This is a genomic window from Streptomyces sp. NPDC007084, from assembly GCF_040703595.1.
Taxonomy (GTDB): domain Bacteria; phylum Actinomycetota; class Actinomycetes; order Streptomycetales; family Streptomycetaceae; genus Streptomyces.
Genome location: NZ_JBEYFY010000015.1, coordinates 96,880 through 114,549, shown reverse-complemented (window position 1 = coordinate 114,549; position 17,670 = coordinate 96,880). Strand labels below are relative to the sequence as shown.

General features: G+C 70.8%; 17 protein-coding genes. All 17 read right to left on the bottom strand.

The features are described 5' to 3' along the window. Nucleotides 1–90: 90 nt before the first annotated feature. Nucleotides 91–540, bottom strand: a complete 450-nt coding sequence (locus AB0912_RS15745; RefSeq protein WP_366699814.1) for an HK97 gp10 family phage protein — start codon at nt 538–540, stop codon at nt 91–93. A 245-nt stretch (nt 541–785) separates the two neighbouring features. Next, on the bottom strand, nt 786–1,154 hold the full coding sequence (locus AB0912_RS15740) for a hypothetical protein (protein WP_366699812.1): 369 nt from the start codon (nt 1,152–1,154) through the stop codon (nt 786–788). Nucleotides 1,155–1,213: 59 nt separating this feature from the next. Further along, the gene (locus AB0912_RS15735) at nt 1,214–2,461 is read right to left on the bottom strand and encodes a hypothetical protein (protein WP_366699810.1); all 1,248 of its coding nucleotides are present in this window, start codon (nt 2,459–2,461) and stop codon (nt 1,214–1,216) included. A 4-nt stretch (nt 2,462–2,465) separates the two neighbouring features. Further along, a complete protein-coding gene (locus AB0912_RS15730; RefSeq protein ID WP_366699808.1) occupies nt 2,466–2,870 on the bottom strand; it encodes a hypothetical protein in 405 nt (134 codons plus the stop codon). Between the two features lie 63 nt (nt 2,871–2,933). After that, nucleotides 2,934–3,470, bottom strand: a complete 537-nt coding sequence (locus AB0912_RS15725) for a hypothetical protein (protein ID WP_366699806.1) — start codon at nt 3,468–3,470, stop codon at nt 2,934–2,936. Between the two features lie 3 nt (nt 3,471–3,473). Next, nucleotides 3,474–4,361, bottom strand: coding sequence for a hypothetical protein (locus AB0912_RS15720; RefSeq protein WP_366699804.1), 888 nt, complete (start codon nt 4,359–4,361; stop codon nt 3,474–3,476). Nucleotides 4,362–4,402: 41 nt separating this feature from the next. Continuing rightward, on the bottom strand, nt 4,403–4,765 hold the full coding sequence (locus tag AB0912_RS15715; protein WP_366699802.1) for a hypothetical protein: 363 nt from the start codon (nt 4,763–4,765) through the stop codon (nt 4,403–4,405). A 3-nt stretch (nt 4,766–4,768) separates the two neighbouring features. Next, nucleotides 4,769–5,035: a hypothetical protein gene (locus AB0912_RS15710; RefSeq protein ID WP_366699800.1), complete on the bottom strand. Its 267-nt coding sequence runs from the start codon at nt 5,033–5,035 to the stop codon at nt 4,769–4,771. A gap of 81 nt (nt 5,036–5,116) precedes the next feature. Next, nucleotides 5,117–6,838 (bottom strand): hypothetical protein, encoded by a 1,722-nt coding sequence (locus AB0912_RS15705; RefSeq protein ID WP_366699798.1) that lies wholly within the window; start codon nt 6,836–6,838, stop codon nt 5,117–5,119. Nucleotides 6,839–6,911: 73 nt separating this feature from the next. Continuing rightward, nucleotides 6,912–8,651: a hypothetical protein gene (locus AB0912_RS15700; protein ID WP_366699796.1), complete on the bottom strand. Its 1,740-nt coding sequence runs from the start codon at nt 8,649–8,651 to the stop codon at nt 6,912–6,914. 35 nt (nt 8,652–8,686) lie between these two features. Next, nucleotides 8,687–11,377, bottom strand: coding sequence for a phage minor head protein (locus tag AB0912_RS15695; RefSeq protein WP_366699794.1), 2,691 nt, complete (start codon nt 11,375–11,377; stop codon nt 8,687–8,689). A gap of 45 nt (nt 11,378–11,422) precedes the next feature. Further along, nucleotides 11,423–11,653, bottom strand: coding sequence for a hypothetical protein (locus AB0912_RS15690; protein WP_366699792.1), 231 nt, complete (start codon nt 11,651–11,653; stop codon nt 11,423–11,425). Between the two features lie 16 nt (nt 11,654–11,669). Next, nucleotides 11,670–13,145: a hypothetical protein gene (locus tag AB0912_RS15685; protein WP_366699790.1), complete on the bottom strand. Its 1,476-nt coding sequence runs from the start codon at nt 13,143–13,145 to the stop codon at nt 11,670–11,672. Nucleotides 13,146–13,156: 11 nt separating this feature from the next. Then, nucleotides 13,157–13,759 (bottom strand): hypothetical protein, encoded by a 603-nt coding sequence (locus tag AB0912_RS15680; RefSeq protein ID WP_366699788.1) that lies wholly within the window; start codon nt 13,757–13,759, stop codon nt 13,157–13,159. Next, nucleotides 13,759–14,220 (bottom strand): hypothetical protein, encoded by a 462-nt coding sequence (locus AB0912_RS15675; protein WP_366699786.1) that lies wholly within the window; start codon nt 14,218–14,220, stop codon nt 13,759–13,761. Before AB0912_RS15675 ends, AB0912_RS15680 begins: the two co-directional genes overlap by 1 nt. A gap of 15 nt (nt 14,221–14,235) precedes the next feature. Next, nucleotides 14,236–14,556 (bottom strand): hypothetical protein, encoded by a 321-nt coding sequence (locus tag AB0912_RS15670; RefSeq protein ID WP_366699784.1) that lies wholly within the window; start codon nt 14,554–14,556, stop codon nt 14,236–14,238. Nucleotides 14,557–14,568: 12 nt separating this feature from the next. Next, the gene (locus tag AB0912_RS15665; RefSeq protein WP_366699782.1) at nt 14,569–17,619 is read right to left on the bottom strand and encodes a hypothetical protein; all 3,051 of its coding nucleotides are present in this window, start codon (nt 17,617–17,619) and stop codon (nt 14,569–14,571) included. Nucleotides 17,620–17,670: the final 51 nt, after the last annotated feature.

The following is a 17,670-nucleotide window of genomic DNA, read 5'->3' as shown; positions in this document are numbered from 1 at the left end:
CCACCGCCTCCGCTCATGCCGGCTCACCGCCTTCCGGCATCAGCGGGCAGCCCCCGGTCCCGAGCGAACGGGCGAGGGCTGCCGGGTTGATCAGTGGGTGAGCGCGGTACGCCAGGCCAGGTGATAGGCGCGAGAGATGGTGCCGCTGGCGACCAGCTGCTCGTAGGCGGGCTGTACGTACGGTCTGGGCGGCAGCTCAGAGCCGCGCCCGGCCGTGCCGCCGAGTTCCTGGATGCGGCCGTAGACGGCCGTGGGGCCGATCTCCGCGACCCAGCGCCCTCGTCCGGCCGGTACGGGCCCCGTCACCTTGATGGAGCGGCGCAGCGTGCCGGTCACGAGGGAGGGCGGGTCCCCGGGATTCGAGGGCGTGGGCGTGCCCTTGGGATGGCTCGAGGTCGTGAGCATCCGCTTGATCGCTGCTTCGGCGAGGTGCGCGGCGTGCGCGGTGGCGATCCGGGTGGCGCGATGCAGGTCCCGCTCCAGCGCGACCATGGCGCCCTCAAGTTGGGCGAGCCCGGTGATCTGCACTGCTCCGCTCACCGGGCTCACCCCCTGTCAGCGCGCGGACTGGCGCTCGGCGTCCCGCTCGGCCTTCTCACGGGCCTCGGCGCGGAGCTCGTCCCACAGCTCGGCGACCTTGGGGATGGCTGTGTCCAGCCATGCGGGGAGGTCGTCGACGACGCTGGGCGGCCAGCGGTAGCGCTCGGCGTACCAGACGTAGTCGGCGGCTTGGTCCCAGATCGTCGGCGGGTAGTAGCCAGGGTCGTGTCCCTCCAGCCGGGCTTTTACTCGGCGGAGGGCTCGGTAGGGGACATCGGGTCCTTGACCTGCTCTTCGGTCTTCTGCGGCGCCTGCGGGAAGAGCAGCCTCTTGGCCTCGCCGACGGCATCGAGGCCTTCGAGCGCGTTGCCGTCGGCGAGCGAGAGGAGTGCCAGGGAGGCCGCGGTGACCGGCAAGGGCAAATCGAAGGACCAGCCGGTGATGAGCACGGCGAGGACGCCGTCTGTCATCTCGGTTTCCGTGCCGAGGGTGAGGTCCATGTCCTCGCTGATCGGCACCATCTGCAGGGCCCGCTTCTTGTCGCCGCGGCGAAGCTCGCTGGGGTCGCGGAGTTCGACCCAGGCTCCGGAGGGGAGGGAAATGCGCTCGGACACGGTGTTCTCCTGGTGAGGGGTGTGAGGGTTGGGAGGTGCAGGGCCGGGGCCCGGACTAGTCAGTACGTGCCGGGGGTGACGTTGCAGGTGACGCTGATCTTGCAGGGGCTGTAGGAGCCGCTGCCGCCGGCGTTCGTCGTGTTGAGGACGGCCTTGAAGGTGTCGCTGTACTCCACGGCCGTCTTGCTGCCGTCGGGCTCGGACTCGGTGAAGGCGGCCTTGGCGAAGTCGAACTGGATGGCCCCGTAGGCGAGCCCGGCGAGGCCGTTGGAGATCGCCAACTGCAGTTGCGGCTGCGTGTTGTTGATCATGTAGAGGTATGGCGACTCGGAGTCCGCGACGAAGCTCAGCTTGCCTTCGACGGTGAGGCCAGCTCGCTGGATCACGTACGGCGCTTGAGCGCCGTTGCCGGTGTAGTAGGGGTTGATCTCCCGCTTGAGGTTGATCTCGCCGTCCATGACGGTCGGGATGAGCGTGCCGCCGGACGCGGGCCCCCCGATGCCCACGGACATCCGCCAGGAGGCCATGGGAGCGATGGACCCGGGGTTGGAGACCGGCGGCGAGCCGAGGATCACGGACGGCCAGGAGGTGGCCTTCGCGTCCCAGGTGAAAAGCTCACTCTCGGCGTTCCACTTGAAACCGACTTCGGAGAAGCAGGCGCCCGGGTACTGGCGGGCGCCGGACGTCGCGGTCGGCCCGAGCATGTGGGTCAGCGTGTGGGAAATCGGCTGCCCGGTACCCGAGTTGAGGAGACTCCAGGCGTACGTGTACGGGCCGGTCACAGGCTGCACGGCCTGCGCGGATGCGTGGGCGTAGACGAGGCCGCCGGTGGGTGACGTGAGCGGGATCGTGTAGGGGCCCGAGCCGGTTGGTGCTCCGGTCGTGAAAACCTCGGCCGTGGCCCCGGAGCCGATCTGGATGACGGTGCCGTTGGGGATGGTCGCGGCGGTGGAGATCGTCGTGGCGCCGGCTGCTGCGCTGGCCGCCAGGGTGGTGCCGCCGGTGCCGGTTGACGTGCCGGTGGTGGCGAGGTCTCCCATGATATTGCGGAGGATGTAGCCCAGGCCGTCGAGGAAGACCGGCCCGCCGAGGTCCAGTTCAGCGCTCTGAGTCCCGGGAATCTGCGCGAAGGCGTCGGTCGCCATCGCGCCGCGCCATGCCTTGTCCTCCAGGAACTTGGGCGAGTCCTTCGGCTTGAAGTTGTCGACCAGCATGGTCGCCGTCATTCCGACCGGCGTGCCCTGGCTCACTTCGTTGGCGATGCCGACGAACTGCTTCGCGGGCGCGTAGGTGTTGGGCGTGGGCACCGGCTTACTCCTTGCCGCTCAGGAGGCCGCCGGCGTTGTCCGCGGCCTGGTTGGGCTTGCGTCGGGTCTTCGCCCAGCGGCCGTCGTCCGGCGGTCCGTCCGGCCACTCGAAGATCGTGGCGGGCTGTTCGGGGATTGCCGGGCTGGTCTCGGTCTCGTCCACGGCCGGGTGGTAGGCGTGGCAGGTGAGCGGAACGTGGGGGTACACGCAGCCGATGCCGTAGACGTACTCGTAGACCCCGGGCGGGAGCTGATCCGAGGGCCCCTCCTCGGCGGAGTCCTCTGCAGTGGCCGCCGGGGGCTCCGGCTGCTCGTCGACGGCCGGGGCGTCGGTCGGGGCGGGTGCCTCGTCCGTCGCGTCGGTGTCGGTGTCCTTGGCCGCCTTGCTGCTGGCGGTGGTCTTGGCCATGAGGCCCCTCCGGTCCGGGAGATACGGAAACCCCCGGCGATGGCCTCCCGGGGGTTACTGCGGTCAGGCTTCGACGAACTCCACGGCGGCGAAGCGCATGGTCATGTAGCCCTTGGTGACACCGGCCTTGGTGGCCGGCTGCTGGTACTCGAAGTCGATGCCGTCGCCTCCGCTGCCGTCGGTGACGTGCTCGCCTGCCTGAAACACGCAGCCGCCGAGGGTGCGCTCACGGCGCATGTACTCGACGAGCTCGTCACGCAGGGCGTGCGCGTCGTCCTGGGCGTCCTCGGCGTACGCGGTCCGGGACCGGAGGTAGCAGTGGAGGATGACCTCGTAGACGATCTGCTTGACCCCGGAGTGTTCGCCGCCGACGGCGCGCCTGAACTCGTGCTGGCGTGGGATGTGGACGACGATCTGGCATCCGGTCCGGGCGTCGGCTGGCATGCCGAGGAAGTAGTCCTCTTTAGGGTCGTCGGTGGGCCAGGCCCGGCGGACGACTCCGACGCCGGTGATCGGTGACGTGCGGTAGGTGCGGGAGATGGCGTCGTACTCGCCTCCGAAGTAGCGGCAGATGCCGTCGAGGACGGCGGCAATCGGCATCGGTCACCTGACCCGGGCGTAGCTGGCGAGCGTGCGGCGGGCCGCAGCGAGGAGCCCGACGCCCTTGGGGCGGGAGTCGTCGGTGCGGGTCGTCGAGGTCGCGTTGTCGGGGTACTCGTCCTCGGCCGGCGAGTCCGGTTTCAGGAGCTGGCTCATCGTGTGCTGGACGATCGCCAGGCGGACGTCGCCGGGCATCCCGGAGAACTCCTCATCCGGCTCGTGGTCGTAGCGCAGCGGCTGCTGCAAGACGACGGTGGCCGGGAGAGGGCTGGTGCTCGGTACGGGAGGAATCCAGGCTGGGTCGACGACGACGGTCTCGTCCCTTCCGCCGTAGAGGCGGTACCGCTCGCCCGGCACGATGCCGGTCGGATCGAGGACGGTCAGGGTTGTGTCCGCGGCCTCTGCCCCGAACTGCAGGACCGTTGCCGGGTGTCCGGCGACGTACAAGGCCTGCGCGAAGATGCGGCCGGCGAGGACGGGCGAGCCGAACTGCAGGCTGCCCGACCACGGGGTGGTGCCCTGCGTGCTGAGCGAGATGACCATGTTGACGTCGCCCTCGATCCACGCTGTGGGGCTGTCCAGCGTGGTGAGGGCGCCGCTCGTGTAGCCGTATCCGACCGACGTCACCTGGAGGACGGGCCGGTGCTCGGCGTGGATGGTCAGGGTTCCGTCCCGGCCGCAGTCGACTCGCTCACGCTGGACGTGCAACTGCGCGCCGAGGGTGTAGTCGACTTCGCTGTCCGCCCACTCCGACGCCGCCAGGAGGCGGTTGGTGAGCTCGCCGCTCTGCATGGCGGGGTCGTCGAGGCTGGGCAGGTTGAGGCCGTCGGTGTCCATGTACGACGGGTACGCCCGGAACGATGCCGCGGACACGTAGGGCACGCTGAGCACGGCTCACCTCCAAGGGGTTGGGGGCCGCGCGCAGCGGTCGGTCAGGAGTGGTCAGCGGTGCGCTGGTAGTTGCCGTGTTCGCAGCCGACGGCCGTCACCGTGGGCTGCCAGCCGCCGGGGAAGCAGCGCGTGCAGATCTTGGCGCTCGACTCGGGGTCCGGTGTGTCGTCCTCGTCGGGGTCATCTCCCGGGGGCGTGGATGCCTCGGGGTCGGGGGCGGCCGCCACGTTCGGCGAGTGCACTTGGTCCCCATCGGAGTTCGGGGCGTCGCTGGTGGGCTCTTGGAACGGGTCGGAGCTGTGCGGCCCTTCGACAGGGCTCGTACCCGTGACGATGTCGCCCGGGCCCGCCTCCGCTGTGGTGCCGTCGTCGGCCTTCCTGGCCGGAGACTTTCGCGCTGCCATGAGCTACTCCTTCGTGCAGGGGCCCCCGCAGCGGGAGCAGGACGTGAAGAACGAGCCGAATGCGCAGTCGGTGCAGCGGTAGCCGCCGCGGGTGCGGCCGCCAAGGTTGGCGGGGAACGCCCCGTACTGGCGGAGGGCTCGCTCGTGCTGGGGGTTGTCGACGGTGACGGTGCCGTCGCGGCCGGGGGTGTACGCGGTGCGGGCGCCGGTCTGGGCTCCCTGGATGTCGATGCCGCGTACGGCGCCGTCGGGCATGCAGAGCCTGGCCAAGGGGGCCGCCTTTCGAGGGTGGGAGGGTGCCTCTGGAGGCCGGGCGGCGTGGTGCCCGCCCGGCCTCCAGGGGTCGTTGGGTCAGGCCTTCTTGATGCCGGTGATGGCGCCGTTCCACGCCGGGGCGTAGCAGACGAGGGCGCCCATCCAGTAGGAGCTGGACTCGAACGCGAACTGCGTGACCGGCCAGTCGACGCCCATCATGTCCTGCACGTTGTAGACGGCCCAGACGTCGCTGACCTCGGAGTCCGGGAGCGGCAGGGTGTCGGAGATGATCGGGGCGTTGCCCTGCGGCATCCAGGGGTGGACCTCGATGTCGACGCCCTTGCCGGTGACCTCGTTGATGATCGAGGTGACGACGTCGCCGAGGGTGACGCCGGTCAACTGGTCCTGGGTCAGGGTCATCCGGTAGTTCGAGGATGAGTTGACCTTGAGCGAGTCGGAGAGCTGCTTGCGGTCGGAGCCGTTGAACAGGATGCGGTCCGGGTCGGCCTTGACGGCGTCGTAGAGCGCCGCGAAGGCGGTCTGGAACTCAGAGCCCGGGTTGGTGGTCGACAGGGCCGCGTTGAGGCGGTTGACGTACCCGGATTCGGCGCCGGTGCAGATCGGCAGGATGCCGTCGTAGCCGGCCGTGTAAGCGGTGGTGTCCGCGGTGACGGCGGAGGCCGCGGTGCCGGACGTCGGGAGCGCGCCCTGCAGGGTGAAGGTGTTGTAGCCGGTGCGTCCGGCGTACCAGCGCGAGGCGTCGCCCGGGTCCGAGGAGCCGGTGGAGACGTACACGCGCAGGCCGGTGGCGCCGGTGGGCAGGTTGACGGTGACGTCGACGACCTGGCCGCCCGAGGGGGCGACGTTGACGGCCGAGGTGAGCACCGACTGTCCGAAGTCGCCGGCGTCCGATGTGACCTTGACGTAGATGTTCGTCGAGACGCCGGACAGTGCGGTCTCGCTGCCCGCTGCGGAGCGGGCGGTGAGGGCCAGACCGGTCGGCGCGGCGACTGCGCCGAGGAAGTTCCGGGCGCTGGTGCCGCGGCCGAGGAGCAGCATGCGCTCCTCGAGGAGCATGCTCGAGTAGAGCAGGCTCGTGCGGGAGAGCTGGCGGATGTCCTGGTAGCCCTGGCCGGCGTACTGAGCGGACCAGGTGACCTGGTCGGACACGCTGAACTGCGAGTAGCCGACGGTCTTGTCGTAGCCCGCGTACGTGATCTTCGGGCCGCGCGCGTAGTAGAGGCCGTTCGCGCCGCCGGGAGGTGCGAAGTTGGTCTGCGTCGCGTCGACGATGCCGGGGTGGATGTTCGCGACGCCGCCGGTGGCGGTGCCGGTGAATCCGGAGATCACCTTGAACTGGTGGGCCAGGCCTACGCCCTTGCGGCGCGGGAGCCGGTTGCGCAGCGGGGTGGGGCGCGGCGTGAGCATCTTCGCCGGCGCTTCGAGGTCGTAGGCGACCAGGCCGGTGCCGAGCGGCGAGGTCGTCGTGATGTCCTTCACCAGGTCCGGCTGCTCGGCCTTGAGGGCCTCCAGGGCGCTGGTGACGGACGCGAGCGCGTCTGGGGAGATCGCCTTGCTGATGTCGCCCTCGAGGCTCTTGGTGAGCGCCTCGTATGCCGTGGTCGGACCGGTGTTGAAGGAGATACCGCGACCCTCGCCGAAGGACTGGGCGAGGACCTGCTGGTCGACGTATCGCGACGGCGCCGTGTCGAGCGCGGACATCAGCTCGTCGAAGCGGCGGCTGACTTCGGCCTTGGTCAGCTCCGGGGCCTCCGGCGTACCGCCGAAGAGCACCTGAGCCTTGGGCAGAGCACCCATGCCCTGCTCCTCTCATGCGAAAGCCCCCTCGTCGGGGGCTGTTGAACGTGCGGTGGGGGTCATAGGCGGACGGTCAGGCGTCGGCCTTGGCCAGGAGGTCGCGGCGCCGCTCCAGATAGCCCTCGCGCAGCTCGCGGTCCTGGCACCGGTCTGCCTTGGTCAGCAGCTCAGCGGCCTCGGCGCGCATGCGGTCGGCGTCGCTGGTACGGGCCCTCGCCGCGTCTGCGGGGTTCCGGGTCAGCACGGGGCCTCCCAGTGTCGGCAGCTTCTTGATCTCCTCTAGGGCGCTGGTCGCCTTCGTCAGATCGCCCTCGAGCGTCGTGATGCGCTCCTCGGAGGACGAGGTGGCCTCTGCGACTGCCGCCTTCACAAGATCGGCCATTTCGGCCTTGGTCACTACCGCTGTCTCGCCTGTCGGGGCGCCGGCAGCGGCCGTCTGGGCGGTGTCCATACCGTCCGCCTTGTCGGCGCGATCAAGGTTGTCCTGCTCCATCTGCTCGCGCTCGTTGAACCATTTCAGGCTGCTGACGGCGTCGAGGAGCAGGCGGATGTCGGTGGCCTCGTGGAGGTTGCCCTCGGCGAGGGACTCGGCCTCGCTGATGATCAGCCGGGCGATGCAGGCGATCGCGTCGGTGGCCGAAGTGATGTCCCCACCCTCCGAGCCGTCGTCGCCAGCGCCGTCTTCGCCATCGGCTTTGGCGAGGGCGGGAACCAGGGCTCGTACGTCGCGGAGGACGCCCTCGACCTGGTTCTGCATCGCCGCCTGGTCGTCGGTGGCCGCCGAGCTCGTGTCATCCGCCTTGGTGGCGTCCTTCGCCGTTCCGTCTGCTTTCCAGTCCTTGGGCACCAGGCCCTCCAATCCGAGGGCCTTGGCCCGCTTGATGATGTGACGGCGGATGGCGTCGTGGTCGACGCCTCCGCGGCCGACTGCGCGGATGGCCTTGCGCAGATCGCCCTTGCTGGTGATGGGGTACGAGCCGTCGGCCATGGCGGTACCGGCCGCGGCGGCCTTCCGCCGGCCGGCTGCCGAGGTGTCCGCCTTCTGCAGCTCGGCGAGGCGCTCGGCGACGCGGCTGTCGACGAGGCCTCGGATCATGTCCTCGGCCACCGGGAGGCCGACCGCGTCCATCTTGAGGAGGATGGACGCTGGCCGGAGCGCGCTGGCCTCCTCGGCCTTCCCGATCGGCTCGGCGGTGACCGCTGTCCCGGCGGCCGCAAGGCTGGTGAGTGCCGTACGGACGGCGTCGGGGAGCTGTTCGTACAGGTCGTCGGCGATGCCGAATGCTGCGGCGTCGGTCTTCTCCACGACGAGCGCGCCGTCGACCAGCTCGAGGTCGCCCTCGGCGCCGTCGGCCTTGGCGATCTCGAACATGGTGGTCGGGTTGCAGGGCCGGTCGACGACGGAGACCTCACAGATCGAGCCGCCGACGATCTCACCCCCGGGGGCGTCGGTCTTCCCGAGCTTGATCTTGGGGTTCTTGATGCCGACGGAGAACCCCTTGAGGACCTTGTGCCGGACCTTGAGGCAGGCGACGGGGTCGACGATGTGCGCGGCCAGGAGGTGGCTGTCGCCGTCGCCCTTCGCGAGGCCGACGCCGACTCCCACAGCCCGCTTCACGTCGTGCTGCTCGCGCACGTTGGCGCCCTCGGCGAACCAGGCCGGCATCGCGCCGTCCAGCCACTCCGGGTTGAGGCGCTGGTTGGCGCGGTCGAGGTCGGAGGAGGCTGCGGGTCCGTAGACCATCATCGTGCCGTCGTCCTGCTCCTCCGTCTTCGTGATCGGCGCCCACGCGAAGGTGGTGGTCGTGTCCATCGGCTGCCCTTTCCGTGAGCGTCCAGCAGCGTGGGTCAGGTGCCGAGGCCTTCGGGGAGGAGGGCGCAGCGGCAGGAGGGGTGCCCGGGCGGGTAGGAGTGCCCGCTGGGGAAGGTCTGGCTCATGGGGATGGCGCCGGCGCTCTCGTTGGTGATGCAGACCGGGCAGACCCGTTCGTCGACCGCGGTGAGCCACGACTTCTGGCGGACGCCGTTGCGCTGGTACGTGAACAGGGAGGCGGCGGAGACGGCTCGGGCGATCTCGGTGACGGCGATGCGTTCGGCCCAGGCGGGGTCGCTGAGCAGGTGACCGATCGAGATGGCCAGGGTGTCGGCGGAGTCGCCGCGGGTGAGCGCGCCGGAGAGGATCTTCGCCAGCCGGCCCATGCGGTTCGCCGCGATGTTCCGGATGATGAGGCCGGCGTCGTCGAGGAGGGTCTGCAGCCCGTTGGTGGCGCCGTTATTGGCGACCAGGCGGGCGGCGTCCTTGTCGCCGGGCCGCCATTTCGACCAGTCGACGGTCGAGTGCCCAGCGAGGACGGAGACCGCGGACCGCTCGCCGATGACGTACCCGTCGGCGTGGATCTCCCGGACGCTGAGGAGAGCCTGCGGGAAGGGGATTCCCTGGGCGGCGAGCCAGCCGGCGGCGTCGTGCCAGGGCTTGCGCTGGTGGTCATCATCGCCGCCGGAGCGCTGTACGCCGCCGAGGTCCGGCTCGTCCGACTTCACGACGATGCCGCGCGCGGCGATCCACCGTTCGGCGAGGGCCCGGGCATCGACGGCGCCGGCGGCCGCCGCGATCAGGCGGGGTTTCCAGTAGTCGACGGCCCGCCGGTCAGCGGTCCAGCCCGGCCAGTCCCGGACGCGTTCAATATCCGGGGAAGATGACGCTTTTGGGTCGGCACCACCACCGTGCGGGTCGGCGAAGAGGACCAGTTCGTGGTTGACGTCCGGCGGGGCGTCGGCCTTGGTGACGGTGGTGAAGCGGAACGGCCGGGACGGCGTCGGGTTCTTGCGGGCCCAGCGCCGGAATGCGGCGAGCTCCGTTTTCACTGCGTCTGGCCGGTTGCTCTGCCCGCCGGACTCCGGCTCGGCGCCGGTGTCCTCGTCGTCCTGGTCCTGGTCGTCGCCTGCGTCCTCGATGGCGCCCTTCGGCGGGCCGATGAGCGTGCCGGGCGCCGCCTGCTCGGATGCGCCCTCCAGGAAGACGACGCCCCGGGTGGTGACGAGCATCGGCTTGTCGGCCTCCGGGAAGTCGTATCGCGGCTTCCCGGCGCTGTCACGGGCCTCGTTCATCGTCATCCGGCCCGTTTTCATCCGGTTCTCGGCGACGGCGTCCGCGGCCGCCTCGTCCTCCTCGTCCATCCCGAGGAACACGAACTCCAGATCGCGGCTCATCCCAAGGTGACGGCGCAGCACGGCCGTTACGAGGCTCTGCAGCCAGCGGGTCGTGGGCAAGGTGCCCTTGCGGCGCTGCACCGACTCCTGGCCCTCGTGCCAGCCCGTAGAGCCGAGTCCGCCCTGCTCCGTGAAACCGAGCTCCGCCATCGTCGTATCGAAATGCGAGGCGAGGAGCTTGATGAGGAACAGGTCGTACTCGGGCCGGTAGCGCTCGGCGACGTCGGGCTGCGTCGTGGGGTCCAGGCCGGGCGGCAGGATCCGCATCCGGTGACGCGATGCGCTGGTGCTGTACGCGTCGTTGAGCCAGACCTCGTAGTCCTTGAGCTGGGCCGGACTCCAGCCGTTCGCCCCGTTGTTGCGGAGCAGCGAGTTGGGGACGGTGCCCTCGGTGTACTCCGCCTTGATCCACTGGCGGCGCCGGATCCAGGTGTCGATGTCCTCGAGCGCCTGCTCCACGGCGCTGTACCCGTACAGGGTGTGGGAGCGGACGTTGCGGCGCTTGTAGACGAGCTGGTCGGTCCGCAGCGGGTTGAGGACGGCGCCGCCTTCGTCGACGTCGGCGACGAACTCGCCACGCGGGAATCCCCAGAGGATCTGCTGGAAAGCGGGGTTCGGCGGTAGAGGCCGACCGCCGCGGTGGTCGCGGAGCGGCTTGATGGTGGAGCCGTCGATGACCTCGAGGGAGAAGAGGTTCCCGCCCAGGGTGCGGCGCGGGTAGATCGCGACGGCGTCCAGGACGAGGTGCTCCTCCAGGATCTTGGAGAACCAGTCGGTGGGCTCCTCCCCCTGTCCCCGGTCGGGGTTCTCCAGGAAGTCCATGCACCGGGTGACCTCGCCCGAGAGCCGCTGCCGGAGCGCCTTGGCGACGACGTGGTCCGGCTCGTCCGTGCCCTCCTGGGCGCGCTCGATGGCCGACTCGGTGAGGCGGATCGTCCACCCCAGCGAGGCCACCTCGGCTTTACGGATCTCGATGCAGCGGCGTGGCAGTCCGCCGGCGTCCGCGGCGTCTCTGAGGACTTTCCACGGCACGATCCGGTCGGACATGCCGGGCAGGTTGCTGGAGACCGGGTACTCGTTGAGCCGTGGTTCGGGCCGGCCGGTGTCCGGGCGCGGCGGATCGATCGCGGCGGGGATCAGCGGGACGCCCGGGCCGAACGCCACAGCCGGGTCGGTGCGCGGCAGGGGCGGGAAAACGCCGGTGGTCTGGCCGCCGAGGCGGCTGTTCGTGAGGAGCGCGGCGACCTGGTCGCTGGTGAAGGTGACGGCTCCGCCCGGTACAGCGGCCTTGTCGAGCGTGCGCGGCCCGGTCCGCTTCTTACGGCCCACGAGCACCCCCTTCGTCGTGTCGGTGAGCGGCGGGCCGCTCGGGGGTCAGAGGCCTGCGGCGGCGTACAGGCCGGCTCCGCACAGGGCTTCGTGGGTGGCGCGCTGGGCTTCGTTGGCGGTGAGCTGCGCGGCGCTGTGGGCAACCCACCGGGTACCGCAGAGGGTGCGGCCCGGGTGCGCCCGGCAGAGCATGACGCGGTAGCCGCGGGCGGCGTGGACGGGGCAGCGGGGCGCAAGGCCGGGCATCAGCCAGACCAGGCGGGGACGTTGACGCATGAGGGTGCTCCGGGGGTCAGGCAGCGGCGTACTGACGCAGCCACTCGGACTGCTCGTCGATGCCGCCGGGCGGGGTGTAGTACGCGAGGAGGAGGGCGTCGGCGTGGTCCGGGCTGCGACCCAGGCGCTTCTTCGTCTTCTCCTTCGGCTCGACGACGATCCGGCCGGCGGCGTCGATGCTGTACTTCGGGGCCGTGAGCTGGGTGACGAGCCGCTCGCGGTCCATCTCTTCGAGCCCGGACAGGTCCCAGGCCTCGTCTTCGGAGAGCTGGCGGCCGATGCGCCACCAGATCTCAGACCGGAGCCGGGGGAATTTCTCGGGTTCGCTGGTGGCGGTGGACACGTTGACGGGGATGATCGCCGCGGTGTGCTCGCCCTTGAGGCCCTTCTCCCGGAGGGTGCCGGCGATGCCCCAGCCGATGCCGATGCTGTCGATCTTGACGGCTGTGGGGCGTACGGACTGGATGATCTCCAGGATGCGGGCGGCGGCCTTGATCGGGTCCCGCTCGCGGAAAGACCACTCCCTGCCGACGACTTTGCCTCGGCGCTCGCGGATGACGGTCTCGTCGCCGCCGGCTCCCATGTCGATGCCGAGCTCGTGCGGCGTCCGTTCTTCCTGTGGCAGGTCGTCGTCGTGGGGGGCGTGGCAGGCGCGGATGGCGGAGAGCCGTACGACGCCGTCCTCGGCATCGTCGGGGAACTCGCCGAGCACCTTGGAGATGTAGGTCGGGGATTCCTCGCCGAACTCTTCGCGCATCTCGTCGACGTAGTCCGGGCCGACGAGCATCGGCTTGAGGCTGTCGGGGACCGTCTCCCCCGTGAAGTTCGGGGTGTCGAACGTCGAGATGTGGATGGTGTTCCAGCGGGAGCCGGGCTGGCAGATCCTGGCGAAGTGGGAGCCGGGGTCGTCGGGGTTGCCGATGGCGAGGATGCGGCAGTGCTCACCGGTTGCGATGGACATGGCCGCGGTCCAGAACTGCTTGTTGATGCCGCACGCCTCGTCCAAGATCACCAGCACGTATTTCGCGTGGATGCCCTGGAAGGCGTGCGGGTTGTAGTCGGATGGCTTGCGGCCGAAGGCGACGAGCCGCTTGCCGAGCTTCCAGTCGGTCTCGTTGACGCGGCCGATGAACTTTGTGCCTCGGGACTCCGCTTTCACCCAGGCGCCGTTGATCTCGGACCAGAGGATCGCCTTGACCTGGTCGCCGGTCGGCGCGGTCGTGACGACGCGGGCCTCGCCCGGCGGGTGGGTGTCCAGCCACCAGCACACCAGCCTGGACGCCTGGAAACTCTTGCCGGAGCCGTGGCAGGAGTGCACGGCCGTGAGCCGGTTGTCGCGGACGGACTCGGCGATCTCGACCTGCTTGGACCACAGGTGCTCGCCGAGCTTGTCGCTCGCCCACCGGCCCGGCTCGGTGACGTACTGGACGGCCTGCTGCTCCCGCTCGGCCTCCGCGTCCAGCATGTCGGCTGCGAGGGCGAGAGCATCCATGGCCGCCTCACCTACGTGCCGGGAGCAGCCCGAAGATGCCGGGCCGCGACCGCTTTAGCCGCCGTGGCCTCGGCGCCGGTGACGCCGGCGTGCGTGAGGGCCGCCTCGATCGCCCCGATCACGGTGGTCGCCTGCTGCTCGCTGATGGCGGCCAGGCGCTCGTCGATGCGGAGCCGGCCGATGGTGCCGAGGACGGTGACGCACCGGTCCATCGCCCGCTCGTACAGTACGACTTCGGAGCGGAGCTGCTCGGCGTTCTTGTCGTCGGTGTACCGGATGCGGTGCAGCTCGTTGACGCGTTCGGCGAGCGCGTCCTTCCAGGCGATGACCTGCCCGGCCAGTTCGCTTAGGGCGGTGAGCGGGTTCTCGACCGGGGGGACGTCGAGGATCGCGAGGGCCCGCCGGGTTTCCTCCTCCAGGCGGGCCTCGGCCACACGGCGTTCGCCGGCGGCTCGATTCTGGGGGGCGCTCCCGCCGTGGACGCGGCAGACCGTCTGCCCCTTGAGCGCCCAGGCCTTGCAGCGCTCCCCTCTCTCTCCGCCGGTGCCCTTCTTGTGGCCGGTGCAGCGGCGTTCGGGGGTGGGCTTCGCGAGGTTGCTACGCGAGGCGACCATCACTGGCCGCCGGATGTCCAGTGCGCCGGAAGCGGGGCGGTCTCCTCGGGAGGCTCGGTGGGCAGCTTCTCGGGGGTGCAGTCGCAGCCGGGCAGGTCTGCCTCGTTCGGGGCGGTGCAGGTGCTGGCGTGGATGTGGGCCGCGGCCTCCATGTCGATCGCGTGGGGGCCGCAGGCGTGGACGATGACGGTCGTGTCGGCGCCGGTGGGCAGCGGTGGGTAGACCGGCGTGGGGGCGTCCGGGTTGTCGAGCTGCTCTTGGGCGGCGCGGCGGTCGATCTCCAGCAGGCGGACGGCTTCGACGTCTTCGTTGGTGGGACGGCGAAGCCAGTGGACAAGGGCCGGGCGCTGGCACAGCGTGCAGGCGGGCCCCCTGGAGGCGGAAATGTCGATCGGCGCGGGCGCGTCGGCGGTCTGCGGCCCCGGGCGGGGCGCGGGGGTGGGCGAGGTGAGGGTGTCCACGCCAGTCTCCTTCGGTCAGGTGACGGTGAGTTGCCCGTACGGGATGACGGGCTGCTCCGGGTTGTCGGTGATACGGATCCACACCGTGTACTTGCCCTTGGCGAGGATGGGCCCGTCGCTGCCGGGGCCGACGAGGACCTGCGCACGGTAGGCGCGGGTGCCGGGGATCGACTGGGTGCCGTCCCAGCCGCCCACGTACCAGGTCGCGGGCCGGGCGCCGATCGCGGTGAAGGCGAACTCCACGAGGTCGGACGTCGGGTCGTACGGGAGGCCTTGGACGGTCGCGGTGACCTCGGCCTCGACGAATTCGCGGCTCTCGCGGTCGATGGACTGCACTCGCCCCCCGTTCTAGTCGTCGACGTGCCAGCGGCCGTCGCCACGCCGGGCCTGCCACCGGCGGAGCCCATCACGGACCCGCCAGCGGCTCGTCGGCCCGGTGACCTGGAGGACGAGGCGGCGCAGGTTGCTGCGGACGGCGGTTGCCACCGCGGTGATGACGGCGCCGGCTTGGAGGACGACCTCGAAGTACCGGCCAGTCTGGACGGCGCCGGCTTGGAGGACGACAGCCCGGTAGGAGGCGCGCGCGGTGCGGCGACAGCGGCCGGTGAGGCCCGTTGTCGCGCGCCGGTGAAAGCCGATCGCCCGCGCGGCACGCCCGGTCGTGTCGACGGCGGTGGCGAGCGCGAGCCGGGCTGCGGCACGGGCGGTAGCTGCCGGTTCCGTCAGCGTCTCGGTGTGTAGGAGTTGCTGGAGGGTGCGGAGCCCCTGCCCTGTCGCGAGGGCGACGGCCGCCCGGGTGAGGGTCGCTGCCCGGGTGAGGACGCTAATGGTCACCACTCTCGCCGCCGCGTGCAGTCCGGCGGTACGGGCGGTCCGGCCTGCCGGTGTGGCGGAGGCCTGGCGTCCCATCAGCACGGTCCGCCCCACAGCAGCCTGCCCGCCGGCTTCGGCGGTGCGGGCCACGTCGGTGCGCCGGGCGGCCGTGGGGTTGACCACGGGGGTGGCGCGGGCGGTGAGCGCGGTCAACCGGCTGGCCGTGGCCCCGGCCAGGCTGCTCGCGACGGCCCGCAGTCCGGCCGTCCGCCGGAGGGCGCTGCTCCCCAGGATGGTGGTAGCGGCGTAGAGCTGGGCGCCCCTTCTGGTCACGGCGATCGTGGCGATGTCGGCGGCCAACATCACTCCGTGGGCGATCTGGCTGATGACCGACGCGGCCGTGGTCTGTACCTCGGCCGCCAGCATGCGGGTGTAGGACGCGCCCCGGCTCATCCCGGTGCTGAGGACCGTGGTGGTGCGTAGTGCGGTGAGCGTGGCGGCCCGCCAGAACCCGGTACCGCAGATGGTGGTGACGGTCCGGGTCACGCTGGCGGCACGGCGCGCCGCGCTGCCGGCGGTGACGACGGCGGTCCGGGCGAGGGAGATGACGCGGCTCGTACGGCTGCTGGTGGTGGCCGTGGTGGCTGCGGCCAGCCCGGTCTGGCGCAGCGGCCCCCCGGGTCCGGTCGTCACGTAGGCAGGCCGGGCAAGCGATGTCCTGCGGCCCTGCCCGAGGAGGGCCTGGACGGCGGCCGAACGGGCCATCTGCACCACCCTGGCCGCGGCGCCGGTGGTCGTGGCCGGCGCTGCCCGCAGGAGACTCGCCCGTCGGCTGGCCGTGGGCGCGCTGATGACCGGGGTCTGGCGGTCGAGGCCTACCCGGCGCAACAGGCTGGATGCGGTCGTGATGGCCGCCTGGACGGCGACCGCGACGAGGCGGCCGAGTGCAAGGGCTGTCGTGGCTGTGGCCGTCGCTCCCCGCCGTATCCTGCCCGCCCGGCCGGTGGCGGCCTGCCCCGTGACCGTCGACGCGTACGGCAGCGTGAGCAGCCGGCTGCTGCCCGGCGCCGTGCCCACGGCTGCCAGCAGCGCCGCGAGCACACTGCTGCGGCGGCCGGTGGCCAGCGTGGCTACTGCGGCTTGGAGAACGCGCGCCACCGACCGGCGCAGACCGCCCTGGACCAGCGCAACGACGGTGAGCGCGGCGAGCGTGACGCTCCGCCTGGCCGACGCCTCGGCGGTTACGCCCGCACCTCGGGGCAGCGCCGCAGCCCGCCGTACGAGTGGGGTGGCGGTGGACGCCGCCGCGCGGGGCAACTGGGCCCGCCGCAGCCCGTCCACGGACGTCGCCGCCGTGGTGGCGCGGGCCAGAGCTGTGGAGCGGACGGCGGCGGCAGTAAGCGACGTGGTGGCGCCCAGGTTGATGGAGGTGGTCTGGTTGGGGACGAACTCGACCAGCGCCCAGAGGGTGCTCACTCGGCGGGTTGTTGACTGGGAGATGCTCGCCCTGTAGCCGATCTGCGCGGCGGCGAGGGTGGCCGGCGTCCAGGCATCGGCGGTCTGCGGGTTGCTGTAGGTCGTGAGCTGGTACAGGCGCGGTACGGCGCTCTTGTGGGTGGACCAGCCGTTGACGGCAACGCTGGTGGAGGGCGACTCGGAGACGGTGCCGCCGGACTGGCCTTTGATGCGGGTGACGATGCTGGCCGTGGTGGTGGCGGTGGAACCGATCCGCGCGCCGACGGCTACGAGGGTGATCGCGTCGGAGGCGCCGATGCCGGCGGAGGCCGGTGAGGACACGGTGAAGTCGTCGGTGGCCGTGGTGCCGGTCGCGGCCGTCTGGTTGTAGGTGGTCGCGTCGTCTGGCGGGGCCTCCGCCACGCGGGTCCAGTTGTTCGCCGCTCCGGCGGTGCCTCCTACGCCGGTCCACGTGTTGTTGTCGCCAGCGCCTGCCGGCTGGAGGTGGACGACGGAGCCGGGCCCGGGCAGGCCGTTCTGGACCGTGCCGGTGTCGTCGTTGACGGCGATGTCGTCGATGCAGACGTCCATCGCGGTCGCCGACTGGATCGCGCCGACCCTGAAGCGGGAGAACCCGTTGATGTTCGTGCACAGGGTGTCGGCGAACTGGACGCCGTCGAGGTAGCCCTTGAACGCGGAGACGCCGGCGGTGAGGGTACCGCCGACGTCGGTGAAGTCGAGCTCGACCCGGTACCAGCGGCCGGTCGAGAGGACGCCGGTCGGAGAGCCGAGGTTGACGGCGGCCTGGTTGTCGCGGAGCTGCAGCTGGCCGGTGCTGGTGAGCCGCAGGACGCCGGGGAAATACCCGGACTGCCCGATCCCGTAGATGTTGCAGTCCGCGGCGGGCAGCGCCGTGATGTACAGGTAGAACCGGTGGAATGTCCGCTGCACCACGCCGGACGTGAGCTGGTGCTCGATGTATTGCGTGGCCCCGGACGGGGTGATGCGCAGGGAGGCGTTGCCGGCGCGGTGAATCGTCTGGGAGATGGCCGGGGAGCCGTTGGAGTCCTGCCACTCCATCAGGGCAGCCGCGCTCAGCAGCTCGAACCCGCACGTGTACATCCGCGCCATCAGCCTGTCACCTCACAGGTCGGTCCAGCGGGTGTGCACGGCGGGGTCGGT